General features: G+C 73.0%; 14 protein-coding genes. 6 read left to right on the top strand and 8 right to left on the bottom strand.

Going from position 1 to position 15,816, the window contains the following annotated elements:
- Nucleotides 1-49: 49 nt before the first annotated feature.
- The 6 genes from tkt (at nucleotide 50) to pgl (ending at nucleotide 8,480) form a co-directional block, all read left to right on the top strand.
- The gene (gene tkt, locus O7618_RS04280; RefSeq protein WP_278104643.1) at nucleotides 50-2,188 is read left to right on the top strand and encodes a transketolase; all 2,139 of its coding nucleotides are present in this window, start codon (nucleotides 50-52) and stop codon (nucleotides 2,186-2,188) included.
- 16 nt (nucleotides 2,189-2,204) lie between these two features.
- On the top strand, nucleotides 2,205-3,383 hold the full coding sequence (gene tal / locus O7618_RS04275; protein ID WP_278104642.1) for a transaldolase: 1,179 nt from the start codon (nucleotides 2,205-2,207) through the stop codon (nucleotides 3,381-3,383).
- A 137-nt stretch (nucleotides 3,384-3,520) separates the two neighbouring features.
- On the top strand, nucleotides 3,521-5,086 hold the full coding sequence (locus tag O7618_RS04270; protein ID WP_278104641.1) for a glucose-6-phosphate isomerase: 1,566 nt from the start codon (nucleotides 3,521-3,523) through the stop codon (nucleotides 5,084-5,086).
- 50 nt (nucleotides 5,087-5,136) lie between these two features.
- Nucleotides 5,137-6,651, top strand: a complete 1,515-nt coding sequence (gene zwf, locus O7618_RS04265; protein WP_278109907.1) for a glucose-6-phosphate dehydrogenase — start codon at nucleotides 5,137-5,139, stop codon at nucleotides 6,649-6,651.
- A complete protein-coding gene (locus tag O7618_RS04260; RefSeq protein ID WP_278104640.1) occupies nucleotides 6,648-7,664 on the top strand; it encodes a glucose-6-phosphate dehydrogenase assembly protein OpcA in 1,017 nt (338 codons plus the stop codon). Before zwf ends, O7618_RS04260 begins: the two co-directional genes overlap by 4 nt.
- A 45-nt stretch (nucleotides 7,665-7,709) precedes the next feature.
- Entirely contained in the window at nucleotides 7,710-8,480 is a 771-nt protein-coding gene (gene pgl / locus O7618_RS04255) for a 6-phosphogluconolactonase (protein ID WP_278104639.1), read from the top strand.
- 57 nt (nucleotides 8,481-8,537) lie between these two features.
- On the opposite strand, the gene O7618_RS04250 is transcribed toward pgl, so the two are convergent.
- The 8 genes from O7618_RS04250 to rapZ form a co-directional block, all read right to left on the bottom strand.
- Entirely contained in the window at nucleotides 8,538-8,882 is a 345-nt protein-coding gene (locus O7618_RS04250) for an RNA polymerase-binding protein RbpA (RefSeq protein ID WP_278104638.1), read from the bottom strand.
- Nucleotides 8,883-9,013: 131 nt separating this feature from the next.
- Nucleotides 9,014-9,274 (bottom strand): preprotein translocase subunit SecG, encoded by a 261-nt coding sequence (gene secG / locus O7618_RS04245; protein ID WP_181569394.1) that lies wholly within the window; start codon nucleotides 9,272-9,274, stop codon nucleotides 9,014-9,016.
- Nucleotides 9,275-9,369: 95 nt separating this feature from the next.
- Nucleotides 9,370-10,161 carry a triose-phosphate isomerase gene (gene tpiA / locus O7618_RS04240; RefSeq protein WP_278104637.1) on the bottom strand — a complete coding sequence of 264 codons (792 nt, stop codon included), beginning with the start codon at nucleotides 10,159-10,161 and terminating at the stop codon, nucleotides 9,370-9,372.
- The gene (locus tag O7618_RS04235) at nucleotides 10,162-11,418 is read right to left on the bottom strand and encodes a phosphoglycerate kinase (protein ID WP_278104636.1); all 1,257 of its coding nucleotides are present in this window, start codon (nucleotides 11,416-11,418) and stop codon (nucleotides 10,162-10,164) included.
- On the bottom strand, nucleotides 11,415-12,419 hold the full coding sequence (gap, locus tag O7618_RS04230; RefSeq protein WP_107162499.1) for a type I glyceraldehyde-3-phosphate dehydrogenase: 1,005 nt from the start codon (nucleotides 12,417-12,419) through the stop codon (nucleotides 11,415-11,417). Before gap ends, O7618_RS04235 begins: the two co-directional genes overlap by 4 nt.
- Nucleotides 12,420-12,685: 266 nt before the next feature.
- Nucleotides 12,686-13,666, bottom strand: a complete 981-nt coding sequence (gene whiA / locus O7618_RS04225) for a DNA-binding protein WhiA (protein WP_018788213.1) — start codon at nucleotides 13,664-13,666, stop codon at nucleotides 12,686-12,688.
- Between the two features lie 54 nt (nucleotides 13,667-13,720).
- Entirely contained in the window at nucleotides 13,721-14,725 is a 1,005-nt protein-coding gene (gene yvcK, locus O7618_RS04220) for a uridine diphosphate-N-acetylglucosamine-binding protein YvcK (protein ID WP_278104635.1), read from the bottom strand.
- Complete coding sequence (rapZ, locus tag O7618_RS04215) at nucleotides 14,722-15,630, bottom strand: RNase adapter RapZ (RefSeq protein ID WP_278109905.1); 909 nt, start codon at nucleotides 15,628-15,630, stop codon at nucleotides 14,722-14,724. The genes yvcK and rapZ overlap by 4 nt, the downstream gene beginning before the upstream one ends.
- Nucleotides 15,631-15,816 lie beyond the last annotated feature (186 nt).

The raw sequence follows: 15,816 nt of genomic DNA, 5'->3' as shown, positions 1-15,816 counted from the left end.
ATAGGGTCATCAGTGAGGGTTCCGCCCATCTGCCGAGGAGCACATCAACGTGGCTGCGAAACGACCCGAGCTTCCCGCTCTCAACTGGTCCGACCTCGACCGCAGGGCCGTCGACACGGTCCGGGTGCTGGCCATGGACGCCGTGGAGAAATCCGGCAACGGCCACCCGGGCACGGCGATGAGCCTCGCCCCGGCGGCCTACCTGCTCTTCAACCGGGTCATGCGGCACAATCCGACCGACCCGAACTGGCCCGGTCGAGACCGGTTCGTGCTGTCCGCCGGGCACTCCAGCCTGACGCTCTACATCCAGCTCTTCCTCGCCGGCTACCCGCTGGCCCTGGACGACCTCAAGGCGCTGCGCCAGTGGGGCTCGCTCACCCCGGGCCACCCGGAGCACGGCCACACCCCGGGCGTGGAGACCACCACCGGCCCGCTCGGCCAGGGCCTCGGCAACGCGGTCGGCATGGCCATGGCCGCCCGCCGCGAGCGGGGCCTGTTCGACAGCGAGCCGGACCGCGCCGACTCCCCGTTCCGGCACGACATCTGGTGCATCGCCTCCGACGGCGACATCGAGGAGGGCATCACCCACGAGGTCAGCGCGCTCGCCGGCCACCAGCAGCTCGGCAACCTCTGCGTGATCTACGACGACAACGAGATCTCGATCGAGGACGACACCCGGATCGCCAAGAGCGAGGACGTGGCGGCCCGCTACGAGGCGTACGGCTGGCACGTGCAGACCGTCGACTGGCGCAGCGGCGACGCCGACCAGGGCGACTACCACGAGGACGTGGAGGCGCTCTACCAGGCGCTGCTGGCCGCCAGGGCGGAGACCGGCAAGCCGTCGTTCATCGCGCTGCGCACCATCATCGGCTGGCCCGCGCCGAACAAGCAGAACACCGGCAAGATCCACGGCTCGGCGCTCGGCGCGGACGAGGTCAAGGCCACCAAGGAGATCCTCGGCTTCGACCCGCAGCGCACCTTCGAGGTCGACGAGGAGGTGCTCAAGCACGCCCGCCAGGTGGTCGAGCGCGGCACGCAGGCGCAGGCCGAGTGGGACAAGGGGTTCGACGCCTGGGCGAAGGCCAACCCGGAGCGCAAGGCGCTGTGGGACCGGATGGCCACCCGTACCCTGCCGACCGGCTGGACCGACGCGCTGCCCACCTTCCCGGCGGACGCCAAGGGCGTCGCCACCCGGGCCGCCTCCGGCAAGGTCCTGGAGGCGCTCGCCCCGGTGCTGCCGGAGCTGTGGGGCGGCTCCGCCGACCTGGCCGAGAGCAACAACACCACCATGAAGGGCGAGCCGTCGTTCGTCCCGGCCGGGCACGCCACCAAGGACTTCCCGGGTGACGAGTACGGCCGCACGCTGCACTTCGGCATCCGCGAGCACGGCATGGGGGCGATCCTCAACGGCATCGCGCTGCACGGCGGCACCCGCCCCTACGGCGGCACGTTCCTGGTGTTCAGCGACTACATGCGCCCGTCGGTGCGGCTCGCCGCGCTGATGAAGCTGCCGGTGACCTACGTCTGGACGCACGACTCGATCGGTCTCGGCGAGGACGGCCCCACCCACCAGCCGATCGAGCACCTGAGCGCGCTGCGGGCCATCCCCGGCCTGGACGTGGTCCGCCCGGCCGACGCCAACGAGACGGCCTGGGCGTGGCGGCAGGCGCTGGAGCACACCGACCGGCCGACCGCGCTGGCGCTGAGCCGGCAGGCGCTGCCGACCATCGACCGCACCGAGTTCGGCCCCGCCGAGGGCACCGCCAAGGGCGGCTACGTGCTGGCCGAGGCGTCCAACGGCAAGCCGCAGGTGATCATCGTCGGCACCGGCTCCGAGGTGCAGCTCTGCCTCACCGCCCGGGAGCGGCTGGAGGCCGACGGCACCCCCACCCGGGTGGTGTCCATGCCGTGCCAGGAATGGTTCTTCGCGCAGGACGAGGCGTACCGGGAGTCGGTGCTGCCGCGCGGGGTAAAGGCACGGGTGAGCGTGGAGGCGGGCATCGCGATGTCGTGGCGGGCGATCGTCGGCGACAGCGGCGAGTGCGTGAGCATCGAGCACTACGGCGCGAGCGCGCCCTACACCGTGCTCTTCGAGCAGTTCGGGTTCACCCCCGACCGGATCGTGGCCGCCGCGCACGCGGCGCTGACCCGGGTGGGCGACATCACCGGTTTCACGACCGGCAACTGAGGGGAGCGTGGACGGCATGACGGACAGGCTGAAAGAGCTCCAGAACGCCGGGGTGGCGATCTGGCTCGACGATCTTTCCCGGGTACGACTGACCTCCGGCGGACTGGACAAGCTGCGCCGGGAGAGCCACGTGGCCGGCGTGACCACCAACCCGACGATCTTCGCCAAGGCGCTGAGCGACGCCGACGAGTACGACTGGCAGCTCCGTGACCTCGCCACCCGCGACGTGGACGTCGAGGAGGCGGTCCGCATGCTCACCACGTACGACGTGCGGTGGGCCTGCGACGTGATGCGTCAGTCGTACGACGCCAGCGACGGCGTGGACGGCCGGGTCTCGATCGAGGTGGACCCGCGGTCGGCGCACGACGCGGACAAGACCGCCGCCGAGGCGAAGGCGCTGTGGTGGCTGGTCGACCGGCCGAACCTCTTCATCAAGATCCCGGCGACCGAGGAGGGCCTGCCGGCGATCACCAAGACCCTGGCCGAGGGGATCAGCGTGAACGTCACGCTGATCTTCGGGCTGGACCGCTACTCGCAGGTGATGGAGGCGTTCCTGGCCGGCCTGGAGCAGGCGCAGGCCAACGGGCACGACCTGTCCAAGATCGGCTCGGTGGCCTCGTTCTTCGTCTCCCGGGTCGACAGCGAGGTCGACAAGCGGCTGGAGAAGATCGGCTCGGACCAGGCCAAGTCGCTGCGCGGCAAGGCCGCGGTCGCCAACGCCCGGCTGGCCTACGAGCGCTACGGCGAGGTGTTCTCCTCCGCGCGGTGGCAGAAGCTGGCCGACGCGGGCGCCCACCCGCAGCGCCCGCTGTGGGCCTCCACCTCGACGAAGAACCCGGACTACCGGGACGTCATCTACGTCGAGGAGCTGATCGCCCCCGGCACGGTCAACACCATGCCGGAGCCGGTCATCCACGCCTACGCCGAGCACGGCGAGACGCAGGCCGACACGATCACCGGCGCGTACGACGACGCGCGGCAGGTCTTCGCGGACCTCGAGTCGGTCGGCGTGGACCTGGCCGACGTGATCGCCACCCTGGAGCGCGAGGGCGTGGAGAAGTTCGAGGCGAGTTGGCTGGAGCTGCTGGAGGGGGTCAAGAAGTCCCTCGCCGAGGCGGCCAAGGGCGCCGGCAGCCCGCACCGGGCCGCCGAGGGCAACGCGCGCGACGCCCAGCAGGCCGGCGGGAACGCGTGACCGACGGCGTGCGACGCGTCCCGGGGCCCTGCCCCGGGGCGCGTTCCGCCGTACCGTGGAACCGGTGAGGTGAGTGCCGTGAGCGCGAGGAGTGAGCCGGGTCTGCGAGCCCCGCAGTCGCGAACAACGGTGGCGCGGTGAGTGACCTGCTGGCCGGTCCGGCGGACGTCGCCGCCGGCCTGGCCGTGCACGGCGCGGGCGCGGTGGGCGCCGCCGCGCGCGCCGCGCTGGTCGCCGACGACGTCCCCGCCCGGCTGGCCGCCAAGGACCCGACCCTCTGGGGGCCCGCGGCCGAGGCGACCGCCCGCGACCGGCTGGGCTGGGTCGACACCCACTGCCGCAGCCGGGACCTCCTCCCCCAGCTCGCCGAGTTGGTCGCCGAACTGGGCGACCTCGATCATGTGGTGCTCGCCGGCGCCGGCGGCGTCACGCTCGCCGCCGAGGTGATCGCCGGATGCCTGGGCCGGCCGCTGACCGTGCTCGACTCGGCCGATCCCGGTCCGGTCCGGGTGGCCCTGGCCGACCGTCCGGCGCGTACCGTGCTGGTGCTCGCCGGGCGCTCCGGCCTCGACCCGACCACCGACGCCCACCTGCGGGTCTGGCGGCGGGCCTGGCAGGACGCCGGCCCGGAGGCGGACCGGCACGTCGTGGTGGTCGCCCCGCCCGGCTCGGAGCTGGCGGCGCTCGCCGACGAGCTGGGTGCCGTGGTGATCCCGGCCGACGCGGAGGTGACCGGTCCCTGGTCGGCGCTCAGCGCGTTCGGCCTGGTCCCGGCGGCGCTCGCCGGCGCGCCGGTCACCGAGCTGCTGGACGAGGCCGCGGCGCTCGCCGGCGCGCTCGACCGGGACCGCGACAATCCCGGCCTCACACTCGGCGCGGCCCTGGGCGCGGCGGCCCTTGGCGGGCGGTCCACCGTCGCGCTGGTGCCCGACGGCACCGGCCTCGACGGGCTGCGGCACTGGGCCGGTGCGCTGCTCGCCGAGGCGACCGGCGGGCGGCTGCTGCCGCTCGCCGCGGAGTCGCCGGACGCGCGCGGCGCCACCGGCCCGGACGTGCTGACGGTCGGGATCGGCGGCGCGCTGGCACCCGGTGTGATGCCCGGCGTGGCCGCCGACATGGCGGTCAACGGGCCGCTCGGCGCGCAGTTCCTCACCTGGTCCTACGCGGCCGCGACCGCCGCCGCGGCGCTGCGGGTCGACCCGTTCGCGGAGCCGGCGGCCGGCGCGGCGGACGGGCCGGCGGACCCGCCGCCCTCGTCGGTGGACGGCGTGGTCGAGGTGTACGCGCCGACCGGCGCCCCCGCCGACCTGGCCGGCGCGCTGCGCTGGCTCGTCGACGGGACGGGCCCCGACGAGCACCTCGCCGTCACCGCTCACCTGGACCGGTTCGCCGACGCGGCGGTGGCCGGGCTGCGCCCGCTGCTGGCGCGCGCCACCGGGCGGCCGGTGACCTTCGGGTGGGGGCCCCGCCGCCCGAGCCACACCGACGGGCACGCCCGGCACCTGCAGATCACCGGTGCGGTCACCGATGATCTGGCGGTGCCCGGCCGCCCGTACACCTTCGCGGAACTCCAGGCGGCCCAGGCCGCCGGCGACCGGCGGGCCCTGGCCGGCCGGGAGCGACAGGTGCTGCGACTGCACCTGACCGAGCGGGCGGCGGGCGTCGCCCAACTGCTGGATACGGCCGGACGGACACGTACGTGACGATCAATGACCTGGAATCAGTGGACCGAGATGCAGGAGGAGGTGGCCCGGTGAACCCGCTGCGCGACCCGCAGGACCGGCGGCTGCCGCGGATCCCCGAGCCGTGCGCCTTGGTGATCTTCGGGGTCACCGGGGACCTGGCCCGCAAGAAGCTGCTACCGGCGGTCTACGACCTGGCCAACCGAGGGCTCCTGCCGCCCGGCTTCGTGGTCCTCGGCTTCGCCCGCCGCGACTGGGGCGACGGCGACTTCGAGTCGCTGGCGCACGACGCGGCCAAAAAACACGCCCGCACCCCGTGGCGGGAGGAGGTCTGGGCCCGGCTCGTCGGCAACGTCAAGTTCGTCGGCGGCTCGTTCGACGACGACGCCGCCTTCGACCACCTCGCCACCACGCTCGACGAGCTGCGCGAGACGCACGGCATCGCCGGCAACGCCGCGTTCTACTTCTCCATCCCCCCGGCGGCCTTCCCGGTGGTGCTCAAGCAGCTCGCCCGCACCGGCATGGCGGACAACGAGAAGTCCGGCGGCTGGCGGCGGGTGGTGGTGGAGAAGCCGTTCGGCAACGACCTGCCCTCGGCCAAGTCGCTCAACGACCTGGTCGACGACGTCTTCACCCGTCAGGACGTCTTCCGGATCGACCACTACCTGGGCAAGGAGACGGTCCAGAACATCCTGGCGCTGCGGTTCGCCAACAACCTGTTCGAGCCGCTGTGGAACTCCAAGTACGTCGACTCGGTGCAGATCACCATGGCCGAGGACGTCGGCATCGGCACCCGGGCGGCGTTCTACGACTCGGTCGGCACCGCCCGCGACGTGCTCCAGAACCACCTGCTCCAGTTGCTCGCCCTGGTCGCGATGGAGGAGCCGACGAGCTTCGACGCCGACGAGATCCGGGCCGAGAAGCTCAAGGTGCTCAAGGCGATCGCCGTGCCCCGGGACGTCGCCCGGGACACCGTGCGCGGCCAGTACCTGCCCGGCTGGGTGGGCGGCGAACGCGCGAAGGGCTACCTGGAGGAGGAGGACGTCCCGGCGGACTCCACCACCGAGACGTACGTGGCGGTGAAGCTGGCCATCCAGAACCGGCGCTGGGCCGGGGTGCCGTTCTACATCCGGGCCGGCAAGCGGCTGCCCCGGCGGGTCACCGAGGTGGCCATCATGTTCAAGAAGGCGCCGCACCTGCCGTTCAACCCGGCCGACATGGAGTCGCTCGGCGCCAACCAGCTCGTCATCCGGGTCCAGCCGGACGAGGGCGTGGTGCTGAAGTTCGGCTCGAAGGTGCCGGGCACCACCATGGAGGTCCGCGACATCGCGATGGACTTCCAGTACGGCGAGGCGTTCACCGAGTCCAGCCCGGAGGCGTACGAACGGTTGGTGCTGGACGTGCTCATCGGCGACCGGACGCTGTTCCCGGACGCCGCCGAGGTGGAGCAGAGCTGGCAGGTGGTGGACCCGCTGGAGCACGCCTGGGAGGGCACGAAGCCGGAGCCGTACCGGGCCGGCGAGTGGGGCCCCCGGGCCGCCGACGAGATGCTGGCCGCCGAGGGAAGAGCTTGGAGAAGAGCATGATCGGGCTATGGGACACCACCGGCAACGAGGTGGTCAAGGCGCTGGCCGCCGAGCGGCGCAGCGCGGGCGGGGTGGCCAGCGGCATGGCGCTCACGTTGATCGTCGTGGTGGACGAGAAGCGGGTCCGGGAGGCCGAGGCGGCGGCCACCATCGCCGCCGCCGCGCACCCGTGCCGGCTGCTCGTGGTGGTCCGCTCCGAGATCGAGCGGGACCGCAACCGGCTGGACGCGGAGATCGTCGTGGGCGGCCGGCTCGGCCCGTGCGAGGCGGTGGTCACCCGGATGTACGGCCGGCTGGCGCTGCACGCCGAGTCCGTGGTGATGCCGCTGCTGGTGCCGGACGTGCCGGTGGTGACCTGGTGGCACGGTGAGCCGCCGGACGAGATCGCCACCGACTTCCTCGGCGTGGTCGCCGACCGACGGATCACCGACTCGGCGCAGGCCACCGACCCGATCGCCGCGCTGCGGGAACGGGCCTGCGACTACGCGCCGGGCGACACCGACCTGGCCTGGACCCGGATCACCCCGTGGCGCACGCTCGTCGCCGGCGCGTTCGACACCACCCAGGCCCGGGTCACCGAGGCGACGGTGGTGGCGCCGCGCACCGACCCGACGGCGGCGTTGATGTGCGGCTGGCTGAGCGCCCGGCTGGGCATCGAACCGGTATGGGAGCACACCGACGAGTTCCCGCGGATGCGCGAGGTGCAGTTGCGCTGCGCCAACGGCGACGAGCTGACGCTGACCCGGGACGACAGCGTCGCGGTGTTCCGGCGTACCGGCCAGGAGGACCGGACGCTGCCGCTGGTCCGCCGGCCGCTCGGCGACGAGCTGGCCGAGGAGCTGCGCCGCCTCGACGCCGACCAGGTGTACGCCGAGGCGCTCGGCGCGACGGCCGGGCTGACCGGCCTGGACCAGCGCGCGCCGCAGCGGGTGCACGTGTGGAAGGATCCGGCGACCGCCCAGCGGGCCGAGGCCGGGGTGACCGCGCACGCGGGCGCGACAGCCAACGAGTGACCGCCCGACCGGCGGTCGGAAGCACAAAGACACGAGGCACAACGGATGACTGAGGCGAGTGTCGCCGTACACGCCGACCCCGACCTGCTCGCGCAGGCGGTGGCGGCCCGACTGGTGGTGAAGCTGCTCGACGCGCAGGCCGAACGTGGTCAGGCGTCGGTGGTGCTGACCGGCGGGCGGATCGCCGCGGCGGTCCACCGGGCGGTCGGCCAGTTGCCGGCCCGGGACGCCGTGGACTGGTCCCGGGTCGACATCTGGTGGGGGGACGAGCGGTTCCTGCCGTCCGGCGACCCGGAGCGCAACGAGACCCAGGCCCGGGCGGCACTGCTGGACGCGCTGCCGCTGGACCCGGCGCGGGTGCACCCGATGCCGGCCTCCGACGGCCCGGCCGGCGACGACCCGGAGGCGGCCGCCGCCGGGTACGCGCGGGAGCTGGCCGCCGCCGCCCGGCCGGGCACCGCGGCGCTGCCCCACTTCGACGTGCTGATGCTCGGCGTCGGCGAGGACGGGCACGTGGCGTCGGTGTTCCCGGAGCACCCGGTGCACCACGACAACCGGCCGGTCAGCGCGGTGCGGGGCAGCCCGAAGCCGCCGCCGGTGCGCACCACGCTGACCCTGCCGGCCATCAACACGGCCGAGGAGGTGTGGCTGGTCGCCGCCGGGGCGGACAAGGCCCGGGCGGTGGGCATGGCGCTGGCCGGGGCCGGGCCGGTGCAACTGCCGGCGGCCGGGGTGCGGGGCGTCTCCCGAACCCTCTGGCTGCTGGACCGCGCGGCCGCGGCCGACGTGCCGCCCCGCGCCCGCAGCCTGAGGTGAAAGGAGGGGCCCCCTCTTAACGCCTGCGGTATAGGCGGGGCCCCTTCTTAACGCCCCTCAGGCGCGACCTCGGCGTCGCCGCAGCGCGGCGAGGGCCTCGGCGAGCAGCGCCTCCCCCTCCTCCGGTGTGCGCCGCTCCTGCACGTACGCCAGGTGGGTCTTGAAGGGCTCGGCGCGCTGGCGGCCCGGCGGGTTGCCCGGTTCGGGGCCGGCCGGCTCCCCGCAGCGGGGGCAGTCCCACGTCGCCGGGGTCTCGGCCTCGGCGGCGATCAGGAACTCGACCCGGTGCTCGTGGCGGCACCAGTAGACGACCGGCCGTCGTGGCGCCGGCTCGGTGCGCTGGTCGAAACGCTCGGGGGCGGACCCGATGCGGGTGCCGCGGATGACGTTGTTGCTGGGCACGGTTGCTCGCTCCCTGTCGTCGGAGGGGACCGCCGCCGGAAGGGGTCGGCGACGGGCGACGGGCGGAGAAACAAAACTGCGCGCGGTCCGTGACGGACCGCGCGCAGATTGTACGCTTCTTCGGCGCTCGCTCAGGTGCCGCTGCTCATCTGGAGCCGGAGCCAGAGCCCCAGCCCGACGATGCACGCGAACCAGACGATCCCTACCAGAACGGTGTAGCGGTCGAGGTTCTTCTCGGCCACCGAGGAACCGGCCAGGCTGGAGCTGACGCCGCCGCCGAACATGCTCGACAACCCGCCGCCCTTACCGCGGTGCAGGAGGATCAGCAGGACGAGCAGCACGCTGGTGATGACCAACAGCGTGATCATCGTGTAGGCGAACCAGATCGGCATGGCGGGGGTCAGTCCTCTCGTTACGATCACTGCCCGGACCTGTCGGGCACGGCGGCACCGACCGTTGGACGGGCAGCGTCAAGGATAGCGAGCGATCAGCGGGCCGTGTGCTCCGGGAACCGACAGATCTGCGCGAACTCCTCCGCGTCCAGGCTCGCGCCCCCGACCAGGGCCCCGTCCACGTCGGGCTGAGCCATGATCGCGGCGACGTTCGACGCCTTGACCGACCCGCCGTAGAGGATCCGGACCTGCCCGGCGGTGGCCTCGTCATAGGTCTCCACGAGCCGCTTGCGCACCTCGCCGCAGACCTCCTGCGCGTCCTCCGGCGTCGCCGTCTTGCCGGTGCCGATCGCCCAGACCGGCTCGTACGCCACGACGACCTTCGTCACCTGCTCGGCGGTGAGGCCCTTCAGCGCGCCGTCGAGCTGGTCGCAGCAGTGCGGAACCTGCTTGAGCTGCTCGCGGATCTCCAGGCCCTCACCGATGCACAGGATCGGGGTGAGCCCGTTCGCCAGCGCCGCCGCCACCTTCGCGTTGACCAGCGCGTCGTCCTCGTAGTGGTACTGCCGCCGCTCGGAGTGGCCGACCACCACGTAGCCGCAGCCCAGCTTCGCCAGCATCGGCCCGGCGATGTCGCCGGTGTAGGCGCCCGAGGCGAACGGCGACAGGTCCTGCGCGCCGTAGCCGATCAGCAGCTTGTCGCCGTCCACCGCGGTCTGCACGGTACGCAGGTCGGTGAAGGGCGGCAGCACCACGCACTCGACGTCGGTGAGCTGCTTCTCGTTGAGGCTCGCGGCCAGCTTCTGCACCAGCAGGTTGGCCTCGAGGTGGTTCAGGTTCATCTTCCAGTTGCCGGCCATCAGCGGCCGGCGGGTGGTGCTCGCCATTCAGTTCTCCAGAGCCGCGATGCCGGGGAGGGTCTTGCCCTCCAGGTATTCCAGGGAGGCGCCACCACCGGTGGAGATGTGCCCGAACGAGGACTCGTCCAGACCCAGCGCCCGCACCGCCGCCGCCGAGTCGCCGCCGCCGACCACGCTGAACGCGTCGGCCTTGGTGATCGCCTCGGCCACCCCACGGGTACCGTTGGCGAACGCGGCCATCTCGAACACGCCCATCGGGCCGTTCCAGAAGATCGTCTTCGCCTGGGTCAGCACGGCGGCGAAGCCGGCCACCGTCTCCGGGCCGATGTCCAGGCCCAGCCGGTGGCTGGGGATGCCGTCGGCCGGCACCGTGTCGTGCGCGGCGTCCGGCGCGAAGGCGTCCGCGGCCACCACGTCGACCGGGAGCATGATCTTGCCCGGCGCGCGTTCCAGCAGGTTGCGGCAGGTCTCGACCATCTCCTCCTCCAGCAGCGAGGTGCCCACCTCGTGGCCCTGGGCCTTGAGGAAGGTGAAGCACATCCCGCCGCCGATGAGCAGCCGGTCGACAGTGGGCAGCAGCGCCTCGATCACGGCCAGCTTGTCGGAGACCTTCGAGCCGCCCAGCACCACCACGTACGGCCGCTCGGGCGCGCCGGTCAGCTTGCTGAGCACCTCGACCTCGCGCAGCACCAGCCGGCCGGCGACGTGCGGCAGGCGCGCCGGCACGTCGTGCACGCTGGCGTGCTTGCGGTGCACCGCGCCGAACGCGTCGTCGACGTACGCGTCGCCGAGCGCCGCGAGCTGGTCGGCGAAAGCGCCCCGCTCCGCGTCGTCCTTGCTGGTCTCGCCCTTGTTGAAGCGCAGGTTCTCCAGCAGTGCGACCTGGCCGTCGGCCAGCTCGGCCACGATGGACCGGGCCGAGTCGCCGACGGTGTCCTCGGCGAAGCGCACCGGGGCGCCGAGCAGCTCACCGAGCCGCCCGGCGACCGGGCGGAGGCTGAACTGCGAGTCCGGCGCGCCCTTCGGGCGACCCAGGTGCGAGCAGACGACCACCTTCGCGCCGGCCTGCACCAGCGCGCTCAGCGTCGGCAGCACGGCCCGGATGCGCCCGTCGTCGGCGATCCTCATTCCGTCCGGAGCGCCGCCTTGCGGCGCGGAGGCGGAATTATGATCGGTGATGTCACCGGTCTGCTTGTCGAGCGGGACGTTCAGGTCGGCGCGCACCAGCACGCGCCGACCCGACACCCCCTCGGCGAGCAGGTCGTCGAGGTCGCGGATCGTCACAGCGACGAACCCACCAGCTTGACCAGGTCGACGAGGCGGTTGGAGTAGCCCCACTCGTTGTCGTACCAGCCGACGACCTTGACCTGGTTGCCGATCACCTTGGTCAGCGGCGCGTCGAAGATGCACGACGCCGGGTCGGTGACGATGTCGGCGGAGACGATCGGGTCCTCGTTGTAGACCAGGACGCCCTTCAGCGGGCCCTCGGCGGCGGCCTTGATCGCGGCGTTGACCTCGTCCACGGTGGTCTCCCGGCCGACCTCGACGGTCAGGTCGGTGGCCGAGCCGGTCGGGATCGGCACCCGCAGCGCGTAGCCGTCCAGCTTGCCCTTCAGCTCCGGCAGCACCAGGCCGATCGCCTTCGCCGCGCCGGTCGAGGTCGGCACGATGTTGAGCGCGGCGGCCCGGGCCCGGCGCAGGTCCTTGTGCGGCGCGTCCTGCAGGTTCTGGTCCTGCGTGTACGCGTGGATGGTGGTCATCAGACCCTTGGTGATGCCGAACGTGTCCTGGAGGACCTTCGCCATCGGAGCGAGGCAGTTGGTGGTGCAGGACGCGTTCGAGATGATGTTGTGCTTGGCCGGGTCGTACTGGTCCTGGTTGACGCCCATGACCACGGTGACGTCCTCGTTCTTCGCCGGCGCGGAGATGATGACCTTCTTGGCCCCGCCGTCGATGTGCGCCTTCGCCTTGGTGGCGTCGGTGAAGAACCCGGTGGACTCGATGACGACATCGACGCCGACCTCGCTCCACGGCAGCTTGCCGGGGTCCTTCTCCTCGAACACCTTGATGGCCTTGCCGCCCACGGTGATCTCGTCGGCGCTGGCCTTCACCTCGTGCGGGAGGCGGCCCAGGATGCTGTCGTACTTGACAAGGTGGGCGAGCGTCGCGTTGTCGGTCAGGTCGTTGACCGCGACGATCTCGATGTCAGCGCCGGACGCCAGCACTGCCCGGAAGAAGTTACGGCCGATCCGGCCGAAGCCGTTGATGCCAACCCGGATGGTCACAGGTCCCATCTCCTCGCGTTCTGGTCCGCCGGCGTGAGAGCCCGGCCGGCGGAGATGTGTTCGCCGACCGTTGGAGCCGGCCGTCGTCGGTTCATCTCGGCCACCCCGCCGCGCGGTCCGTGGGGACCTGACCGCCCGAGGCGGTGAGGACGGTACGGGGTGCCTGTGCCGGCCCCCTTGCCGTACGCAGCGACCCTATCCGAGCGCGTGGCGGCGCGCTGCGCCGGGTGGTGATCCCGGTCGCGCGACGGCGCCCCTGCGTCCTATCAGACCACGAGCATGTCCGGCGTGACTGCCGCTTCGGTATCCGGGATGCCGAGGTCACGGGCCCGCTTGTCGGCGAGCGCGAGCAGCCGGCGGATCCGGCCGGCGATGGCGTCCTTGGTCAGCGGCGGCTCGGCGAGCGCGCCCAGCTCCTCCAGCGACGCCTGGCGGTGCTCCAGCCGCAGCCGCCCGGCCGAGGTCAGGTGGTTGGGCGCGTCGTCGGCGAGGATCTCCAGCGCCCGGGTCACCCGGGCGGCGGCGGCCACCGCCGCGCGCGCCGAGCGGCGCAGGTTCGCGTCGTCGAAGTTGGCCAGCCGGTTGGCGGTCGCGCGCACCTCGCGGCGGACCCGACGCTCCTCCCAGGCCAGCACGCTGGAGTGCGCGCCGATGCGGGTGAGCAGCGCGGCGATCGCGTCGCCGTCCTTCACCACCACCCGGTCCACGCCGCGCACCTCACGGTTCTTGGCGGTGATGCCGATCCGGCGGGCGGCGCCGACCAGCGCGAGCGCCGACTCCGGCCCCGGGCAGGTGATCTCCAAGGCGCTGGAGCGGCCCGGCTCGGTCAGCGAGCCGTGCGCCATGAACGCGCCCCGCCAGGCCGAGACCGCGCAGCAGACGTTGGCGGCCACCACGTGCGGCGGCAGGCCCCGCACCGGGCGGCCCCGCACGTCCAGCAGGCCGGTCTGCCGGGCCAGCGCCTCGCCGTCCTTGACCACCCGCACGATGAAGTGGCTGCCCTTGCGCAGGCCGCCCGAGGCGAGCACGTGGATCTCGCTCGGATAGCCGTAGACCTCGGCGATCTCCCGCCGCAGCCGGCGGGCCACCGCGCCGGTGTCCAGCTCCGCCTCGACCACCACGCGCCCCGACACGATGTGCAGGCCGCCAGCGAAGCGCAGCAGGGCGGCCATCTCCGCCCGGCGGCAGCAGGGCTTGGGCACGTCGACCCGACTCAGCTCGTCCTTGACCGCAGCCGTCATCGCCATTCCAGCGCCCCCTCAGGACCGGTTCCGGCGTGTCGCCGGTGATTACGTACGTGTCTAACGATCGGCGCCCAGGACAGGCACCAGTGCGGCGCCGAGTGCGGCCGGATCATGACGGGGTGTGCCGTCGGTGACGGCGACGGGGGCGAGGACCAGCCGGGCACCCAGCGATTCTGCCGCACGTTCGACCGCCACGGGGTCACCCACCGCCGTGGAGTCGGCCAGCACCATGTCCACCTTCAACTCGGGCAGATAGCGCCGCAGGGTGTCCAGATGGTCGGGCAGGGACAGCCCGGACGTCTCCTTCTCGGCCACCAGGTTCAGCGTCACCAGCCGGCGCGCCGGGCTGGAGACGATCGCGTCGGCCAGGCCGGGCACCAGCAGGTGCGGCAACACACTGGTGTACCAGCTGCCCGGCCCGAAGATGAGCCAGTCGGCTGCGCGTACCGCGGTCACCGCCTCGGCGCAAGCGGCCGGCGCGGCCGGGGTCAGCCGCAGCGACTCCACAATGCCCGTGGTGACCGCCACCTGGTGCTGCCCGCGCAGCGTGCGCACCTCGTCCGGGCGGGCCGGGTCGGCGCCGCGGACCTGGGCCTCGATCCCCACCGGCTGGCGGGACATCGGCAGCACCCGGCCGACCGCGCCGAGCATCGCGCCGGCGTGGTCGAGCGCCGCCACCGGGTCGCCGAGCAGCTCGGTCAGCCCGTGCAGCAGCAGGTTGCCCACCGCGTGGCCGGCCAGCGGATCGCCCGCGCCGCTGTCCGGAGCCGGCGCGCCCAGCGTCGGCACCGGCGCGGCGGCGGCGAAGCGGTGCTGGAACAGCGCCGCGCTGCGCCGGGTCGCCGGATGGTCACCGGAGAGCGCGACCAGCGCCTGTCGCAGGTCGCCCGGGGGCAGGCCACCGCGCTCGGCGCGCAACCGGCCGCTGGAGCCGCCGTCGTCGCCGACCGTGACCACCGCGGTGATGTCCAGGTCAAGTCCGGGTACGCAGTGCCGCAGCGCCCGCAGGGACGCCGAGAGGCCGTGGCCGCCACCGAACGCGACCACCCTGGTCGGGGTCACTCCCGCCCCAGGTCCCGGTGCTGCGGGTTGGCGGCGATGCCGGAGGCGCGCAGCCGGACGGCCAACTCCTCGGCGATCGCGACGCTGCGGTGCTTGCCGCCGGTGCAGCCGACCGCCACCGTCAGGTAACGCTTGCCCTCCCGCTCGAAACCCGCGGTGGTGGCGTTGACCAGGTCGGCGTACCCGGCGACGAACGCGTCGGCGCCCTCCTGACCCAGCACGTACGCGCTGACCGCCTCCTCGCGCCCGGTGTGCTCGCGCAGCTCCGGCACCCAGTACGGGTTGGGCAGGAACCTGGCGTCCATCACGAAGTCGGCGTCCGGCGGGAGGCCGTACTTGAAACCGAACGACAGCACGGTGATCCGCAGCCGGCGGGCGTCCTCCCCGCCGAACAGCTCCTCCACCCGGCGGCGGAGCTGGTTGACGTTCAGGTGGCTGGTGTCGATGATCACGTCGGCCTGCTCCCGGGCCTCCTCCAGCAGCGTCCGCTCGACCGCGATGCCGTCGGCCAGCCGCCCGTCGCCCTGCAACGGGTGCGAGCGGCGCACGCTCTCGAACCGGCGGATCAGCACCTCGTCGTCGGCGTCGACGAAGACCACCCGGGGCGAGAAGCCCCGCTCGCGCAGCTCCCGGATCGCGCCGGCCAGGTCCGTGGAGAAGGCGCGGGAGCGCACGTCGAGCACCATCGCCGTACGCCGGGCCGCGCCGCCGGCCTTGGACGCCAGCTCGGCCATGTCCAGCAGGAGCGCCTGGGGCAGGTTGTCGACCACGTAGTAACCGACGTTCTCCAACGCCCGGGCCACCGTGCTGCGGCCACCGCCGGAGAGGCCGGTCACCACCACCAGGGAGGTTTCCGCCTCCGCCGGCGCCGGTCGTCCCTCCGCCGTCTCCGCGTCGGTCGGCACCAGGCCCTCCGCCGTTCGCGCCTCGCTCACCCGCTACCCCCAGCCGTGGCGCCGCAGCCGATCGGCCGCGCATGGTCAGTCGCCGACTCTAACGGCTGCGACCCGGCCCGGGATTCCACGGGGTGACCACCGGAACAGCCGGTTGCCCGATTCGTCGTGGTCCCGGACCCCGCCACGCGGCCGCTC

The sequence above is a fragment of the Micromonospora sp. WMMD980 genome (assembly GCF_029626035.1).
Classification (GTDB): domain Bacteria; phylum Actinomycetota; class Actinomycetes; order Mycobacteriales; family Micromonosporaceae; genus Micromonospora.
Note: the sequence above shows the minus strand (reverse complement) of the source record. Positions and strands in the feature narration are given on the sequence as shown.

Coding starts and splice junctions, on each gene's coding strand:
- tal (WP_278104642.1), top strand. CDS start 2,205: ATGACGGACAGGCTGAAAGAGCTCCAGAACGCCGGGGTGGCGATCTGG.
- whiA (WP_018788213.1), bottom strand. CDS start 13,666: ATGGCGATGACGGCTGCGGTCAAGGACGAGCTGAGTCGGGTCGACGTG.
- secG (WP_181569394.1), bottom strand. CDS start 9,274: ATGCCGATCTGGTTCGCCTACACGATGATCACGCTGTTGGTCATCACC.
- tpiA (WP_278104637.1), bottom strand. CDS start 10,161: ATGGCGAGCACCACCCGCCGGCCGCTGATGGCCGGCAACTGGAAGATG.
- pgl (WP_278104639.1), top strand. CDS start 7,710: ATGACTGAGGCGAGTGTCGCCGTACACGCCGACCCCGACCTGCTCGCG.
- O7618_RS04260 (WP_278104640.1), top strand. CDS start 6,648: ATGATCGGGCTATGGGACACCACCGGCAACGAGGTGGTCAAGGCGCTG.